Consider the following 19,999-nt stretch of genomic DNA (forward strand, 5'->3'; position numbering starts at 1 on the left):
GATTGCTTCAATCAATCGATGAAGCGCTCTAGTCTAAATCAGGGGTTTGCACCGTCGACGCTCTTCACGTCCGCGGCGCCTTCTCACCATCGACCACTCATCTCCGTCTCGACCTCGGGGTCGAGGCAAAACAAAGCCACGGAACGCCGGAGCGTTCCGTGGCCTGGTCGAGGTCGCGAGTGGATCAGACGAAGCGGAAGTCGTCTGCCGCGAGCGCGCTGATCTGCAGATTGGCGAGCGTCACGGTGGCGTCGGCATCGAACGTCACGACCACGTCGTTGCCGACCTGGGTGGCGTGCGACATCACGTCGGCAAAGTCGGCGAAGACGTCGCTGGAGAACTGCAGCACGTCGGCCGACGACCCCGTCGTGGTGAAGTCGGTGACGATGTCCTTGCCGAACCCGGCGGCGAACACGAACACGTCCGAGCCGGAGCCGCCGGTCAGGATATCGTCGCCGACACCGCCGGTGATGATGTCGGCGCCCGAGCCGCCCTTCAGCGTGTCGTTGCCGGCGCCGCCGGTCACGATGTCGTCGCCGGAGCCGGCGTCGACAGTGTCGTCGCCGTCGCCGCCGTCGATCAGATCGTCGCCCGAGCCGCCCTTCAGCACGTCGTCACCGGCGCCGCCGGCGACCACGTCGTCACCCGAGCCGCCGTCGACCTTGTCGTTGCCGTCGCCGCCGGAGAGCTGGTCGTCGCCGGCGCCGCCCTTCAGCGTGTCGTTGCCGGCGCCGCCGTCGAAGATTTCGTCGCCGTCGCCGCCGGTCAGCACGTCGTCGCCGGAGCCGAGGATGAAGGCTTCGATCGAGGTGAAGCTGTCGGTGCCGATGCCGGCGCCCGAGACCCTGCCGCCGGCGACGTCGAGACTGATCGCGCCGGTGGCGTCGGACAGATCGAGCGTATCGAAGCCCGCGCCGCCGTCGATGGTGTCGTTGCCGGCACCACCGCGCAGCATGTCGTCGCCGGCGCCGCCGTTGAGGACGTCGTCGCCGTCGCCGCCATTGATCGTGTCGGCACCGTCGCCACCGTCGATGACGTCGTCGCCGGCCTGGCCGTAGATCTCGTCATCGCCGGCGCCGCCATAGACCGTGTCGTTGCCGTTATTGGCATAGATCCGGTCGTTGCCCTCGCCGCCGCGGACGGTGTCGTTGCCGAACGAGGTGTAGATCTCGTCGTTCCCGGCGCCGCCGTCGATCTCCATGTTGGTGGAGATCCAGTCGTTGGAGATCAGGAGGTCGTTGCCGTCGCCGAGCAGGATCTGGCCCTGGATGTCGGAGCCGATCCAGATGTTCACGAAGTCGTCGCCGGCGCCGAGATCGACCGTGCCGACGATCTTGCCGGTGTTGCCGAGCTTGTCGTTGCCGTCGCCGAAGGTCACATCGCCGGTGATGACGCCCGTGCTCTGGTTGATCAGTTCGTCATTGCCGGCGCCGAGCAGGACGTCGCCGGTGATGGTGGCGCGGTTGACGATCAGATCGTCGCCCTCGCCCATGTTCACCGCCGAACCGCCGGTGGCGGTGATCGAGCCGTCATTGCTCAGCGTGTCGTTGCCGCCGCCCATCGCGACGCCGCCGACGATCCGGCCGGTGGCGCTGTTGGTCAGCGTGTCGGCATAGCTGCCGACCAGGTTGATCGCCTCGTTGCCGCGCAGGTCGAACCGCGCCGCGTCCTCGGAGGAGACCCCCTCCGGACCGTGGCCGTCGCCCTGGATCAGGCCGTCGTTGACGATGGTGGTGACGCCCAGCGCATTGCTGTTGCTGGAATTGTCGACCTGGATCGCACGGCCGTAGCCGTAGATCTCGCCGTCGGCGCCGTTGACGATCTCGCCGCCGCCGACCGCGATCGCTTCCGACACGTTCGGTTCGCCATTGTGGTAGCCCTCGGCGCCGAGGCCGGAGATCCGGCCGTGGTTCAGCACCTTCACCAGACCGTCGACGTCGATGGCGTCGCCATCGCTGTCGGACAGTTCTGCCGAGCGGCCTTCCATCACCCCGTAGTTGGTGATGAAGGCCGTCTGCGCGACCGACCCGTCGGTGTCGAGATTCACCGCAGAGCCGTTGCGGCCGATCATCGTGCCCGAGTTGACCACGGTGACGGCATTGTCGCCGGTCACGGCATGGCGCGAGGCTTCCATCCAACCGCCGGCATAGTTGTTGACCGTGCCGCCGGTATCGCTCTGGAAGTCGATCAGGTCGCCTCCGCCGACGAAGCTCGCGTCGGTGGTGATCGTCCCCCAGTTGTTGACGGTGCCGTCATTGCCGGGGCGGATCACGTCGGAGTCGGTGCCGTACTGGCGGATGATGCCGCCGGCCAGGTTGTTGACCACCGCCGAAGCGCCGTTGCCGTCGAAGCTGCGGAAGTCGAGGACGCGACCGCCGGCTTCGATCACGCCGGCATTGTTGATGGTGATGGTCGCATCGGCGTGGCCCGCCTGTTGCGGGGTCACGGCGCCGCGGAGGATGCCGCCGGCCTCGTTGTTGAACGTCAACGAACCGGTCGCGCCAGCCGTGGTGGTGAGCACCCGGCTCGAGCCTTCGATCAGGCCCGCATTGTCGACGACCGCCTCGCCGCCGCCCTGCCAAACGATGGCATTTCCGGACACGACGAGTTGGCCGCCGGTTTGGACGACGACGTGATCATCGTCGTCGACGACGAGGCTGGAGATCAGCGTCGCGTCTTCTCCGATGGTGACGTTGGCGTAGGATTCCGACGCTTCGACCGACCAGGTGCCTCCGGCCACCTGCAGGTTCTCGACGTCGATGGTCGAGGGCAGCACGCTGGTGCCGCCGCCGATCAGCTTCACGGTGTCGTTGCCGGCCCCGCCGTCGATCCACGCGGGCGTACCGTCTTCGGTCGAGACGATGATCAGGTCGTCGCCGTCACCGCCATCGGCGCTGTCGCCCTCGCCGACAACGAGTTCATCGTTGCCGTCGCCGCCTTCCAGCGTGTCGTAGCCTTCGCCGCCGACCAGAATGTCGTCGCCGTCGCCACCGGCCAGGGTGTCGTCGCCCTCGCCGCCCGTCAGATGGTCGTTGCCGGCACCGCCTTCCAGCGTGTCGTCGCCCTCGCCGCCGTCGAGCGTGTCGTCGCCGGCACCGCCTTCGAGCGTATCGTCACCCTCGCCGCCGTCGAGCCGATCGTTGCCGCCGAGGCCGATCAGGACGTCGTCGCCGCCGAGACCGGCCAGCCTGTCGTCGCCGTCCGTTCCGGTCAGCTCGTTGTCGCCGTCGTCACCGACGATATCGACCGGCATGCCGGCCAACACGGTGTCTTCCCGGTAGTCGAGGTTCTGGATGCGGGTGTCGTGGGCGCGGTCGGTGTCGGCCTCGCCATAGGCCGTCTCCGAGTAGTTCGCCGCCATGTATTCGGCGAACGCATCCTGTTCGGTGCCTTCGGCCGCGAAGTTCGCCACCTGCCCGGCATCCGGGACCAGATCCGGCGCCAGATTGACGACGTCGGCGAAGGTCGGATTGGCCGCGATGAAGCTCGCGAACGGATATCCGTCGCCGCCGGTGAGCAGGAAGCTCAGGGTCACGACGCGGATCGCCATGTTCGGATCGACCGCCAGTTCGCCATTGGCGACCAGCGTCATCACCGGGTTGCCGTCCTCGTCGATCAGGGCCGCCGACTGCACGCGATTGCCGGCCGGCAGATCCTTGTCGAACGAGAAGGAGATGCCGCCGATCTGGGCGAACTGGCCCGGGGTGGCGGTCGCGGTGGTCGCCTTGACGGCATGCTCCAGCACTTCGAGCAACTGGGTCGCCGTGACGGTGACCAGCGACAGCGAGTTGTTGAAGCGCAGCGAGTTGGCGATGTCGAGCTGCGACACCTCGCCGGCCTCCTTGCCGACGCCGGCGTTGGCCAGCGGCGGATTCTCCACCGCGTCGCCGCCGACCGCGTAGACGTAGCCGATCGAGTCGCGGACACCGCCGCCGTTCTTGATCGAGACCAGCACCGTGTCGTCGACCTTCTGGGCGTACCAGAGGTTGGCGTCGGCGGTGAGGTTGCCGAGATTGGTCTCCTCGGTGCGAACCTCGCCGCGGCGACCTTCGAGATAGACGTCGGTCTTGCCAAAGGTGTTGCCGTCCTGCGCGTCGATGACTCCGCCCACGGCCTGGGCAATGTCGTTGACCAGATCGCCGCGGCTGCCGTCGGCGAACGGATCGGCGTCGTCGGCATCGACGTCGCCGTCATTGTCGACGTCGACGGTGGTGTTGCCGTCGTACAGCGACTGGACCACCTCCTCGGTGGTGGCGTAGGCGCCGTTGACGGCGGTGTTCGCGGTGTAGATCACGTTGCCTTCGGCGTCGAAATCGACCACCAGCCGGCCCACATAGGAGTACTCGCCGGAGGTGTTGACGATCAGCGTGGTGTTGCCGTCGGCGTTCGCGGTGACGATCGGATAGGTGCCGGCCGCGGTGTCGCCGGCGCGGAGCGCGTCGGTCTCGTCGGCCAGCAGCGTGTGCGAGCCGCCGGCGATGATGACGTCGACGCCGTGCAGCAGCGGCGCCAGCGCCTGCTCGAAGGCGAGCTGCTGCAGATGGCTGACCAGGATGATCTTGTTGATGCCCTGGGACAGCAGTTCATCGATGGTCGGCTGCAGGATCGCCGCCAGCGCCGCCATGTCGTCGACATTGTCGCCGATCACTTCGACGCCGCCGGTCGACGAGATGCTCTGGACGATCTGGGTGGTCGCGCCGAGCACACCGATCCGCTCGCCGTTCTCCTCGATGATGGTCGCCGGCGCGATCTTCTTGCCGATGCCCGCGACCGGCGGGAAGCCGGTGTAGTTGTCGGCGTCCTGGATGGTGCTGGTGTAGAGCCCGGAGAGGTTGGAGTCTCCCGAGAAATCCAGGTTCGCCGAGAGATAGGGGAACTGCGCGCCCGGGAAGCTGGCGGTTTGCCGGATGATCGCGGCGAACGGGTTGGTGCCGGCGTCGAATTCGTGATTGCCGATCGCCGACGCCTGCACGCCGATGATGTTGAGCATCGAGATGTCGGCGGTGCCGAAGCCGGGCGAGATGTTCAGCGTCCCCGGGGTCAGGCCGTAATAGGTCTCGAGCGCGGTCTCGTAGATCTCCTTCATCGAGGCGTCGCTGCCGGCGCTGAAGAACGGGCTGGGAATGAAATTGTCGCCCGACGACAGCGTGATCGAGTTCTCGTAAGTGTCTTCCAGATAGTCGACGATCGCGGCGAAATTGCCGGCGCGATCCACCGCATTCAGACCCGCCTCGAAGTCCGAGGCGTGCAGGATCTGCAGCGTGTAGGCCGGGGCCTGCGCCTGCTCGCCGAGGTTGAGGCCGACGATCACCGGGTCGTGGTCCGACACGCGGATCGCGGAGCCGTCATCGAAGATCGACGTGTCGCGGCCGAAATCGGTGTTGTAGTCGAGCGCGTCGGCTTCGTCGGCGTTGATGTGCCAGGTGGTGACGCCGGTCACCTGCTCGCCGAGGCTGCCATTGGCGAAGGCGTAGTCGAGCGTGCCGGTCTGGCCGTCGAACACGTAGGAATAGGCGCCGTCCTCGCGAGTCTGCAAATTCTCGTAGCCCGCGCCCTCGATGAGGCCGATCGACTGCTCCTTGGCGTAGCCGTTGAAGTCGCCGAGCAGCAGCACGTCGTTGTCGCCCGATCCGGTGGGATCGCTCTGCGCCCAGGCGGTCAGGGCCACCGAGGCCAGCTCGCGCTGGTTCTGCCAATTGCCCTGGCCGTCGCCCTGATCGGCGTCGGCGCCGGTGCCGGTGCCGCTCTTGGACTTGAGATGATTGGCGACCGCGGTGAAGGTCTCGCCGGTCGACAGTTCCTCGAAGGTCACCGCCAGCGCGTTACGGCTGGTGTTCTCGCCGTCGAAGATGTGCCCGACGGTGCTCTGGCTGAGCAGGCCGGACAGGCCGAGCCCGGGGAGATCGGCGTCGTTGAGGATCTCGACGGTGGTGCCGTCGGCGATCTTGACCGCGGAGGTCTTGTAGATGAAGCCGACCGCGATGGCGTCGCCGCCGACGAACTGCTGGCCGGGATTGACCCAGGCGTAGGTGCCCTCGCCGGCCGCGGCGTTGAGCTGCTCGACCAGATGCTCGATGGCGTTGCCGGACGAGCCCGGCAGGAAGTCGTTCTCCAGTTCGGTCAGCGCCAGCACGTCGACGTCCATGGCGACGATCGCATCGACCAGCTTGGCGGTCTGACGCGCCAGTTCGGCCGAGCTGTCGGCGCCGCGCGGATCCGCGCCGATCGCGGTGGTGGCGGAGCCGACGTCGAGCGTCGTGAAGTAGTTGAGCACGTTGAAGCTCGCCGCCTTCAGCCGGCCGCCGACGTCGTCCGGCGTTTCGGTGCGGGGCGTCGCGCCGTCCTCGAAGCTGTTGGTGCCGTCTTCGACCGAGCGGATCCGCCAGGTCGCGCCCGAGGCCGAATTGCCGGCCCACTGATAGTCGAGCACGCCGGTCAGGCCGGTGATGGTGTCGCCCATCCGCGGCGCGGTGTCGGTGTTGTAGACCGGGCCGAAGCCATCGAGATTGGTGATGGGCTGGTTCTGGGTGTTGAGGCCGTCGTCATAGGTGATGGTGCGGGCGCCCAGTTCGGCCAGATAGGCCTGATAGGCGGCGGCGTCGGGCGCGTTCTCCTGGGTGAACTGCGCGGGACGATCGCCGGCCACCAGCTTGATCTCGTTGAAGCGGTCGAGATTGTACTGCTCGGTGATGGTCAGGGTCTCGGGAATGGTGACCAGCATGCCTTCATAGGCTTCGAGGTCGGGCTGGTAATCGCCGTCCTGGCTCAGCGTCGTTCCCATCGACGGCAGGTCGATCTCGACCGCCATGGTGCTGATGTCCGACACCGCGCCGGCCTCGACGATCGCGATGTTCGTCGCGCTGAGCTGGGTGAGCCCGAAATACTCGCTGACCGAGCCGGTGACGCGGACCCGATCGCCGACATTGACGTCGGTGGCGTTGCCGTAGACGAAGATCGCTTCCGAGGTCCGCACGTTGCCGTCCGAATCGGTGATCTCTTCCTGCAGATAGAAGCCGTTGAGATTGCGGCCGGTGTCGGCATCGCCGTTCTGGAAGTCGCCGATCACGATGGCCTCGACGGTGACCGTCTGGCCGACCATCGCGCTGCTGGCGCCTTCGCCCTGAATGGTGCTGATCTTGGTGATGCCGACGTCGTCATTGACGATCACGCCGGTGGCCTGCGAAGCGCCGCCGATGGTCGTGGTGACGGGTTCGGAATTGGTGACGTTCTCGAGGGTCAGCGTGAAGCTCTCGTCGGCCTCGGTGACGGTGTCGCCGGCCACGGTGACGGTGACCGTCGTCGAGGTCTGCCCGGCCGCGATCGTGCCGGTGAAGCTGCCCGGATTGCCGCCGACGAAGTCGGACGCGTCGGTCTGCGCCGAGGCGACCGAGCCGGAGAACGACACCTCGCCGATGGAGCCGCCGGCGCGCACGACGGTGAACTCGTAGCTGGTGCTGCCGGAATTGCCTTCGTCGTGCGAAACCGTGGTCGAGCCCGGCGCAAAGCCGACGATCTGGCCCTCGGCCGGCGTATCTGCCGCACTGGTCACCTTGATGTCGTCGATGCCGACCCACTCGTCATTGCCGGCGGCATTGGTGGTCAGGATGCGGATCTGCAGATCGGCGCGGCCGTTGACCTCGGTGGGCAGCAGCAGGTTGAACGGCGTCACCTGGGTCGCGGAATTCGCGGTCGTCACGTCGGCAGCGTAGCCGCCGGGGACGTTGGTCCAGGAGCCCGACGAGCCGAGCCGGTACTGCACCGCGATCGGCTGCGTGGCGTTGTCCGAGCTGGCGTCGAGATCGCGGGCGTTGAAGGACAGCCGGACGTCTTCGCGGCCGGTGGCGTCGAGATAGAGCACCAGGCTGGGCGCATCCGCGGTGCCCGAGCCGTTCAGGGCGACCGTCGGATTGGCGAGCGCGAATTCGGCGACGCCGCCATTGGTGATGGTGGTGTTGGTCTGGTTGGCGATGACGTCGACCGAGCCGAGAGCGGCGCCCGTCAGCGTCCGCGGATCGACACCGGTCGGCGTGCTCGCATTGATGTCGCCTTGATAGCCGACGATCGACGCGACGCCGTTCCAATTGTCGTCGGCCGTGATCAGGCCGGTGTTGGACCAATCCTGCAGGAAATCGCCGGTCGCCAGGACGTGAGGGGTCGTCGACATGTATCGCCACTCCAGAGGTTGAGAGAAGGCGTCGAGGATCACCGCCTCACGACATGCGTGAGGGCGCGGTCCGGACGGCCGTTGGTTAACGAAATGTTAATGCGCGTAGCTAGAACACGAACGGCAACAAATCGGTGACCGCTTTCTAACCGGCGGATGAAGCCGCCGTGCCGTCGGTGCGATACGCGCCGAGCGAACTAACCGTTGGTTGTACGGCGGAAGAGCTGCCGGAGAGCGCGGCGTCCGACAACGCGCCGAAGAATCATTCGGTTGAGCGGATGATTAGTACGTCGTACTACGCAACCGGGGCTTGGTCCGATGAGCGCGTGTCGCCGCGTCGCCGCCCGCGCGACGGCGGCGTTTCGTCGCAGCCGCGGCCGGCGACGCGCCGGCAACGTCGATCGCCCTCGTCGACCTGTCATGTGGTTGACGCGGAAGGTCGCTAACGAACGCCGACCACATCCGACACGACGGTTCGGCGTCGTTTTCAGTTGAGTAACATGACCGCATCAACGCCATCCGGGCCAACGACCGCGTCCCGCGACCTCCCGTCCGCCGCGATCGCGTCCTGCCGAACTGCATTCCTGACGGTCGGATTGTTTTCGGCCGTGCTCAACGTGCTGATGCTCACCGGCTCCATCTATATGCTGCAGGTGTACGATCGGGTCATTCCATCGCACAGCATTCCGACCCTGGTGGCGCTGTCGATCGCGGTGGCGGCGGCGTATGCGCTGCAGGGTCTGTTCGATCTTCTGCGCCAGCGCATTCTGACCCGGATCGGATCGGCCCTGCACGCCGCGTTGTGGCGGCCCGTGGTCTGCCACATCCTGCGCGCGCCGCTGCGCGGCGGCGCCGCCAATCGCGGACTTCAACTGTCGCACGATCTGGATTCGGTGCGCTCGTTTCTGTCCGGGCTCGGCCCGACGACGCTGTTCGACCTGCCGTGGATGCCGCTGTATGTCGCCGGCTGCTTCCTGCTGCATCCTTATCTGGGCTGGACGCTGGTCGCGGGCGCGATCCTGCTGTTCGGAATCGCGCTGCTCGCCGAAGTGCTGACGCGGGCGCCGACCCAGGAGGCCTCGCGCAGCGGCGCGGTCCGCGGCGTCCAGCTCGAAGCCGGCCGCCGCAACGCCGAGATCGTCGCGGCGCTCGGCATGGAGCAGCGCATGATCGGGCGGATCGGCGCGGCGAACGACGAACTCGTCGCTGCTCAGCAGCGCAACGCAGATATCGCCGGTTCGCTCGGCGCCTTGTCGAAGACGCTGCGCTTCATGCTGCAGTCGGCGCTGCTCGGCCTCGGCGCCTATCTGGTGATCGAAGGGCTCGCCAGCGGCGGCGTGATGATCGCCGCGTCGATCATGGGCAGCCGCGCGCTGGCGCCGGTGGAATTGGCGATCTCGATCTGGCGTCCGTTTCTCGGCGCCCGGCAGGCCTGGCAGCGCCTGCGTGTCGCTCTTCGGGACGGCGGCGCGCCGACCGCGGAGGTCGCGCCCGAGCGCGCGATCCATCGCCTGACGGTGGAGCAGGTGGTGATCCCCGCACCCGGCGGCACCTCCGCCATCGTGCAGAACGCGTCGTTCGCGCTCGAAGCCGGACAGGCCGTCGGCATCATCGGCCCCTCCGCCGCCGGCAAGTCGACGCTGGCGCGGGCGCTGGTCGGCATCTGGCCGATCGCACGCGGCGAAATTCGCCTCGATGGCGCCACGCTCGATCAATGGCCGGCGGACATTCGCGGCAGCATGATCGGCTATCTGCCGCAGGACGTCGAATTGTTCGACGGCACGGTGGCGGAGAACATCGCGCGGTTCGATCCGCAGATCGAGGAGGCCGCGGTGATCGCTGCGGCGAAGGCCGCCGGCGCCTACGAGATGATCCTGAAGCTGCCGAAGGGCTTCGAGATGCGGATCGGCGAAGCCGGTGCGACCCTGTCGGGCGGCCAGCGGCAGCGGATCGCGCTGGCGCGCGCGTTGTACCAGGACCCGTTCATGGTGGTGCTCGACGAGCCCAACGCCAGTCTCGACGCCGAGGGCGACGCCGCGCTTACCGATGCCATCCGGCGTGTCCGCGCCCGGGGCGGCATCGCCATCGTCATTGCGCATCGGCCGGCGGCGCTCGCCGCGGTCGATCTGGTGCTGACGCTGGCCGGCGGCCAGGTCCAGGCGTTCGGGCCGAAGGACGAAGTGCTGCGCAAGTCGCTGGCCGCTCATCCGGCGCCGGGCGGAGCGGCGTTGCAGGCGGTGCCCGATACGCGCCCGCCGCCGGCCGCCGCCGTCAGTTGAGGATCTCGACATGACCACACCTGCTCCACCCGAGGCCGGCCGCAGCGATCCGTTCCGCGATATTCGGCGCGCCGCCGGATTCGGCGTCGCCGCGCTGGTGATCGTGGCCTCCACCGCCGGCGTCTGGGCGATGACGGCGCCGCTCGCCAGCGCCGTGATCGCGCCGGCGCAAGTGGTGGTCGACAGCAATGTGCGCCGGGTGCAGCACCCGAGCGGCGGCGTGGTCGCCGAAATCTACGTCAACGACGGCGACGTGGTGCATGCCGGCGACATGCTGGTCCGGCTCGACGAGACGATGTCGCGCGCCAACCTCGCGCTGATCGAGAACCAGCTCAATCAACTCCGGGTGCGGCGCGCCCGCCTGCAGGCCGAACAGGGCGGCAAGGACGACTTGCTGATTCCGGCCGACATCGCCGCACGCCACGGCGTCGCCGTGATCGACGAAATGATCGAGGGCGAGACGACGCTGTTCGCCCGCCGGCGCGAGGCGATCAACGGCCAGCAGTCGCAATTGCGCGAACGCAAGGCGCAGATCGCCGACGAAATTCGCGGCCTCGAAGCGCAGATTGCGTCGAAACGCGAGCAGACTCGCTGGATCCAGACCGAGCTCGAGGGGGTGCGGCAGCTCTTCGAGAAGAATCTGGTGCCCTATGCACGCCTCACCACCCTGGAGCGCGAGGCCTCCCGCCTGAGCGGCGAGGACGGCCAGCTGATCGCCGAGATCGCCCGCGCCAGGGGCCGGATCACCGAGACCGAACTGCAGATCATCCAGTTGGTCCAGGACCAGCGCCGCGAAGTCGCGACCGAACTTCGCGACGTCGAAACCAAGCTCGCCGATCTCGGCGAGCGCCGGATCGCAGCGCTCGATCAGCTCGACCGGGTGGTGCTGCGCGCCCCGCAGGACGGGCTGGTCCACCAGAAGTCGGTCCACACCGTCGGCGGCGTGATCACCGCGGGCGAGCAGTTGATGCTGATCGTGCCGAAGGACGCGCTGGTCGTCGAGGCCAGGGTCGATCCGCAGATGATCGACCGGCTCAGGCTCGGACAAACCGCCAAGCTTCGCTTCAGCGCCTTCGACGCCGCGATCACGCCGGAGCTCGACGGAACGCTGACCCGGATTGCCGCCGACCTGACCAAGGATCCGCAATCGGGAGCCGCGTATTATGTGGCGCGTATCAGCCTGGCCGCCAGTGAACTCGCCAAGCTCGAAGGGAAAGCACTGGTGCCGGGCATGCCGGTCGAGGCTTTCATCCAGAACGGCGTGAGAACGGCCTTCGCCTATTTGCGCAAGCCGCTGGAAGACCAGCTCGCCCGCGCATTTCGGCAAAAATAGTTCTCATCCGGGCGCGACCGAGGTGTCGACGTCGTCTGCCCCTCGCGAAAGCACGCGTGGCCTGGTGGGCATCGCGTCCGCCGAAAGGTCTCGTTTTGAGCACCGCCCCCTGAACAGACCGGCCGTGGCTACTGCCGTCGCCGCGGCGGGCGCGGCGGCTCGGCCGTCGGTGGCGGCGGCGCCTGCTGCGCGGTGTTGCTCGGGCCGAACAGCACGCGGGTCGGATTGCGGTCGAAATTGTTGATCGCCCGACTGATGTCGCCGAGCGTGCGGCGGCCGTCGATGATCAGCGCGCTGGAGCGCTTGTCGAGATTGTCGGCGAGTTCGCGGAACGATTTGACCGCCTGGAACAGTTCGCCGCCGTCCTTGCCGCCGGCGAGCGCGTCGATCCCCTGCATCACGCTGTCGGTCTTGCCGATCACGCCGTCGACCTTGGCCATGATGCTGTCGATCTTGTCCGAGCTTCGCGCCAGGCTGGAGGTGAAGGTCTGCAGATTGTGCAGCGATTCCTTCACCGACTCCGCGTTCTCGGCGACCACCTTGTTGACGTTGCGCAGCGTCGCCTTCACCGACTCGGAGATGTCCATCAGCAGTTCCGGATCGGCCGTCAGCACCGGCACGCCGTCGTCGTCGAGCGGCACCGGGGGCGCGCTCTCCATGCCGCCCTTGAGCGAGATCGCGGCGACGCCGGTCAGGCCCTGGAATTCGAGGCCGACCAGCGTGTCCTTGCGGATCGGCGCGGTGTTCTCGACCATCGCCAGCGCCACCACGCGCTTGGGATTGTCGAGCTTGACCGAAATCACCTCGCCGACCCGGACGCCGTTGAAATTGACGCTGCCGCCGTTGCGCAGGCCCGAGGCCGCGCCTTCGAACACCACCCGGAGCGGACTGCGCGCCTTGGTGGAGTGGAGACTTTGGAACCAGAGCACGAACCCGAACGCCGCAGCGATCACCGAAAGGGTGAACACGCCGATCAGGAAGTAATTCGCTCGCGTTTCCATTCAACCAACTCCAACTACGTCCGGCGCCGTCCGCCCGCACGCTTTGCGCGCGAATTGCGGACTCAAAGCGGCGCACACCTCTGAAATACTGCGAAACCGATCGGGATTGATCATCGCCTAGCCGACCACCGCCCGGGCGCGTTTGCCGTGGAAATACGACCGCAGCCACGGATGCTGCGACGCCTGCATATCGGCCATCGATCCGGCCGCGATCACCTTGCCGTCGCCCAGCACGGCGATCCGGTCGCAGGCGGTATGGAGGCTGTCGAGGTCGTGAGTTACCATGAAAACGGTGAGACCCAAAGTGCGCTGCAGGGTGCGGACCAGTTCGTCGAACTCGCCGGCGCCGATCGGGTCGAGGCCGGAGGTCGGCTCGTCGAGGAACACCAGTTCCGGATCCAGCGCCAGCGCACGGGCCAGCGCCACGCGCTTGATCATGCCGCCGGATAGTTCCGACGGGTAGCGATCGGCCACTTCCGGCTTGAGACCGACCATCACCAGCTTGGCGATGGTGATCTCGTCGAGCAGCCGCTGCGACAGCTTGAGATATTCCCGCACCGGAAACTGGATGTTCTGCCCCACCGTCAGCGACGAGAACAGCGCGCCCTGCTGGAACAGCACGCCCCAGCGCCGCTCGATGCCGCGCCGCTCGGCCGCGCCGGCGGCGTCGAGGTCGACGCCGAACACCTCGATCTGCCCGCTCAGCTTCGGCACCAGCCCGATGATGGTCCGGGTCAGCACCGATTTGCCGGCGCCGGACGGACCGACGAAGCCGAGGATCTCGCCACGGCGGACGTCGAGGTCGAGACCGTTCAGCACCTTCGTAGCGCCGAACTGCACCGAGACGTCGCGGACCCGGATGATCGGATCGGACGCCTGCGCCGCAACTGCCTTTGCCGCATCCGCCATGTCAGATCCCGATCGAGGCGAAGAAGATCGCGAACACGCCGTCCATCACGATCACGAAGAAGATCCCTTTCACCACCGAGGCGGTGGTGTGCTGGCCGAGCGACTCGGCGCTGCCTTTCACCGCCAGCCCCTCGACGCAGGCGACGATGCCGATCACCAGCGCCATCACCGGCGCCTTGATCATGCCGACGGTGAAGTGGTTGATCGAGATCGCGTCGCGCAGCCGCAGCAGGAACGCCTCCGGATCGACGCCGCCGTACAGCCACGCCACCAGCCCGCCGCCGTACAGCGCCGCCATCGCGCCGAGAAAGGTCAGGATCGGCATCGCCAGCAGCAGCGCGACCAGCCGCGGCACGATCAGCACGTCGATCGGATTGAACCCCATGGTGCGCAGCGCGTCGATCTCCTCGCGCATCTTCATCGAGCCGAGTTCGGCGGTGTAGGCGCTGCCCGAGCGGCCCGCGACCATGATCGCCACCAGCAGCACGCCGATCTCGCGCAGCACCAGCACGCCGAGCATATCGACCACGAACACGTCGGCGCCGAACCGGCGGAAATGGAAGATACCCTGCTGCGCGATGATGCAGCCGATCAGGAAGGTGATCAGCACGACGATCGGCACCGCGCGCCAGCACACCTGCTCGAGATGATGCACCGTCGAGGTCAGCCGGAAGGTCGAGGGGTGCAGGATCGCCCGGATTAAGGCGGCGAGCACCGCGCCGAACATGCTGATCAGCGCGACGATATCGTCGCCGAACGCGTACATGGTGCGGCCGAGTTTCTCGATCGGTGCCCGCAGCCCGCGCCCCGGTGACGCATCCGGCGGGGCCGGCTCGACCTGACGGACCTCGTCGACCAGGCTCGCATAGTTCGCCGACAGGCCCGCGATCTTCGCCTCGACGCCGTCCTGGGTCAGATTGCGGCGCAGCCGTTCGATCAGCCAGGCGCCGAACGTGTCCAGCCGGACAACTTCGGAAACATCGATGAAGATATTCGGCCGCGTCCCGGTCAGTTGCTCGGCGTCTGCGACAATGCGCTCCAGCATCGGGGCGAACTTCGCCGTCCAGGAACCGGCGGCGCACAGCGCCAGCCCGTCGCCCCGCGCGATCCGTTCGAGCGTCGGACCACCGTCCAATGCCAGTTGCTGTGCCATTTTGAGCCAATCCGGAGTTCAATACGACTTGTGAGGAAGGCGCACTACCAGCCATACTTAGTTGCGCCGGGCAACCCTCGGTTTGAGTTTGCCAGAAATCCGAATGACTTCCATCAATCCGACCCAATTGACTGCACGCATCGAGCGCTGGCCGATCGCCGGGGCCTTCACCATCAGCCGCGGCGCCAAGACCGAGGCTGTCGTCGTGACGGCCGAGATCAGCCGCAACGGACAAGCCGGCCGCGGCGAATGCGTTCCCTACGCCCGCTACGGCGAAACGCCCGAGACCACCCTGGCGGCGATCGAGGCGATGCGCGAGCCGCTGCGCCAGGGCCTCGACCGCGCCGGGCTGCAATCCGCGATGCCGCCTGGCGCGGCGCGCAATGCGCTGGATTGCGCGCTGCTCGACCTCGAGGCCAGGCTGAGCGGCCGGCGCGCCTGGGAGCTGCTCGGCAGCGCCGCGCCGCGTCCGGCGACCACCGCCTACACCATTTCGCTCGGCACCCCGGAGGCGATGGCGGAGGCCACCGCGAAAGCCGCCGCCCGCCCGCTGCTGAAGATCAAGCTCGGCGGCGACGGCGACGATGCCCGGATCGCCGCGGTCCGCCGCGCCGCGCCCCGCGCCGAACTGATCGTCGACGCCAACGAGGCCTGGACGCCGGACAATCTCGCCCGCAACCTCGCCGCCTGCGCCGACGCCGGGGTGACGCTGGTGGAGCAGCCGTTGCCGGCGGGGCGCGACGAGGCGCTGGCGCAGATCCGCCGGCCGATCGCGGTGTGCGCCGACGAGAGCGTTCACGCCCGCGCCTCGCTGGAGGCCCTGCGCGGCCGCTACGACGCCGTCAACATCAAGCTCGACAAGACCGGCGGCGTCACCGAGGCGCTGGCGATGGCGGAGGCCGCCCGCGCGCTCGGCCTCGACATCATGGTCGGCTGCATGGTGGCGACCTCGCTGGCGATGGCGCCGGCGATGCTGCTGACGCCGCAGGCCCGCTTCGTCGACCTCGACGGCCCGCTGCTGCTCGCGAAGGACCGCGACGACGGCCTGCGCTACGACGGCAGCATCGTCTATCCGCCCGAGCGCTCGTTGTGGGGCTGATCGCCCGCCGGTTGCGCATCGAGCCGGCGACGCCAGACGGCGACGACCGCCGCGCCGGTCAGCGCCATCACCGCCATCAGGTCGTACACCGCGAGGCCGTAGCGCGCGAACAGCAGGCCGGACAGCATCGCCGCGCCGCTCATCGCGAGGCCTGAGCAGGCGACGAAATAGCCCTGCGCCCGGGCGATGACATGGCCGGGCGCGTGGCGCACCAGCAGTCCCATGGTGCCGAGTTGCGTCAGGCCGAAGGTCAGCCCGTGCAGCAACTGCACCGGAACGAGGATGGCGAGCGGCGGATCCTGCGCGGTGATCAGCCAGCGCAGCACGGCGCTGAGCGCGCCGCCGAGCATCATCAGCGCCGGCGACAGCGTCAGACGCGGCGACAGCGCGAACACCACGATCTCGGCGAGCACGCCGAGGATCCACAGGCTCGCGATCGTCATGCCGCCGTAGCCCGCCGCCTGCCAGACGATCGACCCGAACGTGTAGTACGCGGCATGGCTGCCCTGGATCAGCCCGGCGGCAATGATGATCGCCAGAAAGGCCGGGTTGCGCAGCAGCCTCACCGGGCGCGCGGGCGCGGCCGGCCTGACGCCCGGGGCGTCGAGCGGCTGCAATCCGAAGGCGGCGATCACGCAGAGTCCGGCCGCGGCTGCGATCACCCAGATCAGGTGCTCGGGCGCGATCAGGTCCGAAAGCACGCCGCTCACCAGCGCGCCGACGACGAAGGCGGCGGAGCCCCACAATCGCAGCGGCCCGTAGTTCAGGCCGAACCGCGTCACCGCCTTGAGCGCGTAGCCGTCGGTCAGCGGCACCATCGGCGTCCAGGCGCAGGCGGTGACGACGAACACCGCGAGGATCGCCAGCGGCCCTCGTAGCAGTCCGAGGCAGATAAAGCCGAGCGTCGTGACGATGGCGGTGATAACAAGTGCGGCGCGCAGCGCGTGGTGCCGTTCCGCCGCGGCGGTGACGAACGGCAGCACCGTGAAGCGTGTGATCGACGGGGCCGCCACGATCACGCCGATCCAGGACGCTTCGATGCCGATCGCTTTCAGCCACACGGTGAAGAACGGCAGATAGGCGCCGACGATGCCGAACACCGTCGCGTAGAATACCGCGAGCCCGGCCGCGAATCGCTTCGGAGCCCTTGTTCTGGTGGGGATTTGTGATTCGGGCGACATCAATTCAATTGCGATTCAGCACGGTTCGTGGTGATCGTTATCGTGACGCGCAGTGATTTGCGCAATGAGTCCCTGATGGCCGAAGAAGCATTCGCACTGTCGCCGATCTCCGCTCGTCCGGCGATGCCGAACGAGGCGGACTATGACGCGATCCGCGAAGCCTTCATGGAAACCTCGCGCGGGCGGTGGTTTCTGAGCGAATACGCCAAGCGCAACCGCAACGCCGATACCCGCATGGTGCTCGATGCGGTGGCGCGGATCGAGCAGAATCTCGCCGCGCAGAAGCAGAACGGCGGACCGTCCATCGCCGAATCACTCGTCGCGATCCGGGCGATCGTCGGCGAGGCCCGCGCCGGCGTCGCGCGGGCGATCGTCGGACTGGAGAACGAGGCGGTGCTGGCGGCAGCGCATGACGGCGCACGCATCATCCGCGAGGTGTCGTGGACGCTGCGCGAATGCGGCGCCGATATCCGCATCTGCAACCTGCTGGACACCCAGGTGACGGCGATCGATGCCGGCCACCGCCTGGTCGCAGAGATCGACGGTGCGGCGGTGACGGCGGCGTTCGACGGCCTGCTCGACCGCATCCACGACCTCGCCGGGGTCGCTCGCGAGAGCCGGGACGATGCTCGGCGCGCCGACCGGGACGAGCCGGCCTCCCCGATCGCCGACGGCGAAATGCCGGAAGCCGCAGCGCGGCCGCATGCGGAGCGGGTGGCGGACGTGCATGCTCCGGCGGCCATGACCGAACCGGCCGCCGCAATCGCTCAGGAAGCACCCGCCGAGGCTGGCCTGACGATCGTCACGGCGGCCGAGACCGACGAAGTCGAGTTTGTCGAGGCTCAGGACATGCAGTCCGGCAACGCTGCCGAAGCTGCGGTGTCGGTCGATCAGCCGTCCTTCGTCCAGCCGTCCTTCGAGGCCGCCGAGGAGCCGGCCGCGGATGTCGACGCGATGCTGGACCTGGTGGCGATGGAAATGTCGGCGCCGCAGCCGCCCGAGCCCGGCGAACTCGAAGCCGCGGCCGCCGCCGCACAGGCCGAGGCCGAACAGGCGGCCGCCGCCAGCCTGATCGCTGGCGAACCGTCCGAGATCGAAAGCCTCGCGGCCGCAGTGGCAGCTCCGCACGATGCCGCGGACGCCGATTCCTCCATAGCGGCGACGGCGCCCTCCATCGATGTGGCGAGCTTCGAGATCGGCGAGCGCGACGACCGCCTCGACACGCCGCAGCCCATGGCTGATGCGTCGATGGCTGATGCGTCGATGTCGGCGTCCGGGATGACTCACGCCGTCGCGCCCGCAATGGCAATGGCCGCAACGAGCGAAGCAGCTCCTGCCATGGCTCCCCCTGCCATGGCGATGGCTGCCCCTGCGCCGGCATCGCCGTCGCTCGGCGCCGCCCTGCTCGCCAGCGGCCTTATCGGCCATCCGATCCAGTCCCGCAGCGACGTGCTGGCGCCGTTGCGACGGATGAGCCAGGCCGAGAAGGTGGCGTTCTTCTCCTGAACCGCGCCTCGCCGGGAGCGGGGTGACGCTTTCGAATCGTTTCCCGCTCGATAGCTGTGCTGACTTCGATAGAATTTTGGCACTGCCGGTCCGGGACGCTCACCACCGGCACAACCTCATGGTGAGGAGGCGCGAAGCGCCGTCTCGAACCATGCCCAGTCGGCACTGCGTCGCCGCATCCTTCGAGACGCCCGGCTTCGCCGGGCTCCTCAGAGCCTGACCGAAAACGCAGGGCGCAAGATCATCGCCCTATCCCCGTCATTGCGAGCGAAGCGAAGCGAAGCAATCCAGTGCGCCGAGCACGAGATTCTGGATTGCTTCGTCGCTTCGCTCCTCGCAATGACGAACTTGGTCTAAGCGATCAGCTTCGCGAACAGGTCGGCGTCGACGTTTCCGCCCGACAGCACGATCGCGATGGTCTTGCCGCGGGCATCGATATGCCCGGCCAGCAGCGCCGCCAGCGCCACCGCGCCGCCGGGCTCGACCACCAGCTTCAATTCGCGAAACACGAAGGCCACGGCTCTGGCCACCTCGGCGTCGGATGCGGTGACGCCACGTGTCAGAAGCTGCTGATTGATCGCGAAGGTGAGTTCGCCGGGGATCGACGCCATCAGCGCGTCGCAGATGGTGCGGCCCTCTGCCTTGTGCGGCTCGCGGCGGCCGGCGGCGATCGAGCGGGCGTGATCGTCGAACGCCTCCGGCTCGGCCGACATCACCGCGGCTTCCGGAAAGCGCGTCGTCACCGCGACCGCGGTGCCGGCGACGAGGCCGCCGCCGGAGGCCGGCGCGACCACGATATCCGGCACGACGCCGAGCGCGGCGAGGTCTGCGGCGATCTCGCGGCCAACTGTCCCCTGCCCCGCGATCACCTTGGCGTCGTCATAGGGCGGCACCAGCGTCGCGCCGCGGGAGCTTGCGATATCGCGCGCGATCGCCTCGCGGTCCTCGCGGTCGCGATCGTACAGCACCACCTCGGCGCCGTAGCCCTTGGTGCGCTCGCGCTTCGACGCCGGCGCATCGGCCGGCATCACGATGGTGGCGCGCATGCCGAGGATCTGCGCCGCAGCAGCCACGCCCTGGGCGTGATTGCCGGACGAGAACGCCACCACGCCGCCGCCCCGCGCCGCCTGCGGGATCGACGACAGCTTGTTGAAGGCGCCGCGAAACTTGAACGAGCCGGTCCTCTGCAGCATCTCCGGCTTCAGAAAGACGCGGGCCCCGGTGGCGGCGTCGAGCGCCGGCGAGGTCAGCAGCGGCGTGCGCACCGCATAGGGCGCGAGCACATCGGCCGCCGCGTCGATATCCGCGGCGGTGATCGGGAACGAGACTGAATCCATCATGGGCCGACAGTACCGCAGGCCGCTGCAGCGCGGC

Annotated in this window: 10 protein-coding genes; 4 read left to right on the plus strand and 6 right to left on the minus strand. The window is 67.9% G+C overall.

What is annotated here, in order from left to right:
* Positions 1–184: 184 nt before the first annotated feature.
* Complete coding sequence (locus tag SR870_RS11715; RefSeq protein WP_322518129.1) at positions 185–8,164, minus strand: ExeM/NucH family extracellular endonuclease; 7,980 nt, start codon at positions 8,162–8,164, stop codon at positions 185–187.
* A gap of 500 nt (positions 8,165–8,664) precedes the next feature.
* Between SR870_RS11715 and SR870_RS11720 the strand changes: the two genes are divergently transcribed.
* Together SR870_RS11720 and SR870_RS11725 are read left to right on the plus strand one after the other, a co-directional pair.
* Positions 8,665–10,443: a type I secretion system permease/ATPase gene (locus SR870_RS11720; RefSeq protein ID WP_322518130.1), complete on the plus strand. Its 1,779-nt coding sequence runs from the start codon at positions 8,665–8,667 to the stop codon at positions 10,441–10,443.
* Between the two features lie 10 nt (positions 10,444–10,453).
* Positions 10,454–11,776, plus strand: coding sequence for an HlyD family type I secretion periplasmic adaptor subunit (locus SR870_RS11725; RefSeq protein ID WP_322518131.1), 1,323 nt, complete (start codon positions 10,454–10,456; stop codon positions 11,774–11,776).
* Between the two features lie 128 nt (positions 11,777–11,904).
* Here the strand turns inward: SR870_RS11725 and SR870_RS11730 are convergent, their stop codons facing one another.
* The 3 genes from SR870_RS11730 to SR870_RS11740 all read right to left on the minus strand — a co-directional run bounded on the left by SR870_RS11730 (position 11,905) and on the right by SR870_RS11740 (position 14,839).
* On the minus strand, positions 11,905–12,777 hold the full coding sequence (locus tag SR870_RS11730) for an MlaD family protein (RefSeq protein ID WP_322518132.1): 873 nt from the start codon (positions 12,775–12,777) through the stop codon (positions 11,905–11,907).
* A 117-nt stretch (positions 12,778–12,894) separates the two neighbouring features.
* Positions 12,895–13,686: an ABC transporter ATP-binding protein gene (locus tag SR870_RS11735; RefSeq protein WP_322518133.1), complete on the minus strand. Its 792-nt coding sequence runs from the start codon at positions 13,684–13,686 to the stop codon at positions 12,895–12,897.
* 1 nt (position 13,687) lies between these two features.
* Entirely contained in the window at positions 13,688–14,839 is a 1,152-nt protein-coding gene (locus tag SR870_RS11740) for an ABC transporter permease (RefSeq protein WP_322518134.1), read from the minus strand.
* Positions 14,840–14,942: 103 nt separating this feature from the next.
* On the opposite strand from SR870_RS11740, the gene dgcA reads away from it, so the two are divergent.
* On the plus strand, positions 14,943–15,938 hold the full coding sequence (gene dgcA / locus SR870_RS11745; protein WP_322518135.1) for an N-acetyl-D-Glu racemase DgcA: 996 nt from the start codon (positions 14,943–14,945) through the stop codon (positions 15,936–15,938).
* On the opposite strand, the gene SR870_RS11750 is transcribed toward dgcA, so the two are convergent.
* Positions 15,908–17,119 carry an MFS transporter gene (locus tag SR870_RS11750; RefSeq protein ID WP_322518136.1) on the minus strand — a complete coding sequence of 404 codons (1,212 nt, stop codon included), beginning with the start codon at positions 17,117–17,119 and terminating at the stop codon, positions 15,908–15,910. The two genes, dgcA and SR870_RS11750, sit on opposite strands and share 31 nt — an antisense overlap.
* Positions 17,120–17,146: 27 nt before the next feature.
* Here SR870_RS11750 and SR870_RS11755 point away from each other — a divergent pair, with 27 nt between their 5' ends.
* Positions 17,147–18,625 (plus strand): hypothetical protein, encoded by a 1,479-nt coding sequence (locus SR870_RS11755; protein WP_322518137.1) that lies wholly within the window; start codon positions 17,147–17,149, stop codon positions 18,623–18,625.
* A 353-nt stretch (positions 18,626–18,978) separates the two neighbouring features.
* Here the strand turns inward: SR870_RS11755 and SR870_RS11760 are convergent, their stop codons facing one another.
* On the minus strand, positions 18,979–19,965 hold the full coding sequence (locus tag SR870_RS11760; protein WP_322518138.1) for a threonine/serine dehydratase: 987 nt from the start codon (positions 19,963–19,965) through the stop codon (positions 18,979–18,981).
* Positions 19,966–19,999 lie beyond the last annotated feature (34 nt).

The organism is Rhodopseudomonas palustris (genome assembly GCF_034479375.1).
GTDB classification, from domain to species: domain Bacteria; phylum Pseudomonadota; class Alphaproteobacteria; order Rhizobiales; family Xanthobacteraceae; genus Rhodopseudomonas; species Rhodopseudomonas palustris_M.

Coding starts and splice junctions, on each gene's coding strand:
- SR870_RS11715 (WP_322518129.1), bottom strand. CDS start 8,164: ATGTCGACGACCCCTCACGTCCTGGCGACCGGCGATTTCCTGCAGGAT.
- SR870_RS11720 (WP_322518130.1), top strand. CDS start 8,665: ATGACCGCATCAACGCCATCCGGGCCAACGACCGCGTCCCGCGACCTC.
- SR870_RS11725 (WP_322518131.1), top strand. CDS start 10,454: ATGACCACACCTGCTCCACCCGAGGCCGGCCGCAGCGATCCGTTCCGC.
- SR870_RS11730 (WP_322518132.1), bottom strand. CDS start 12,777: ATGGAAACGCGAGCGAATTACTTCCTGATCGGCGTGTTCACCCTTTCG.
- SR870_RS11735 (WP_322518133.1), bottom strand. CDS start 13,686: ATGGCGGATGCGGCAAAGGCAGTTGCGGCGCAGGCGTCCGATCCGATC.
- SR870_RS11740 (WP_322518134.1), bottom strand. CDS start 14,839: ATGGCACAGCAACTGGCATTGGACGGTGGTCCGACGCTCGAACGGATC.
- dgcA (WP_322518135.1), top strand. CDS start 14,943: ATGACTTCCATCAATCCGACCCAATTGACTGCACGCATCGAGCGCTGG.
- SR870_RS11750 (WP_322518136.1), bottom strand. CDS start 17,119: ATGTCGCCCGAATCACAAATCCCCACCAGAACAAGGGCTCCGAAGCGA.
- SR870_RS11760 (WP_322518138.1), bottom strand. CDS start 19,965: ATGATGGATTCAGTCTCGTTCCCGATCACCGCCGCGGATATCGACGCG.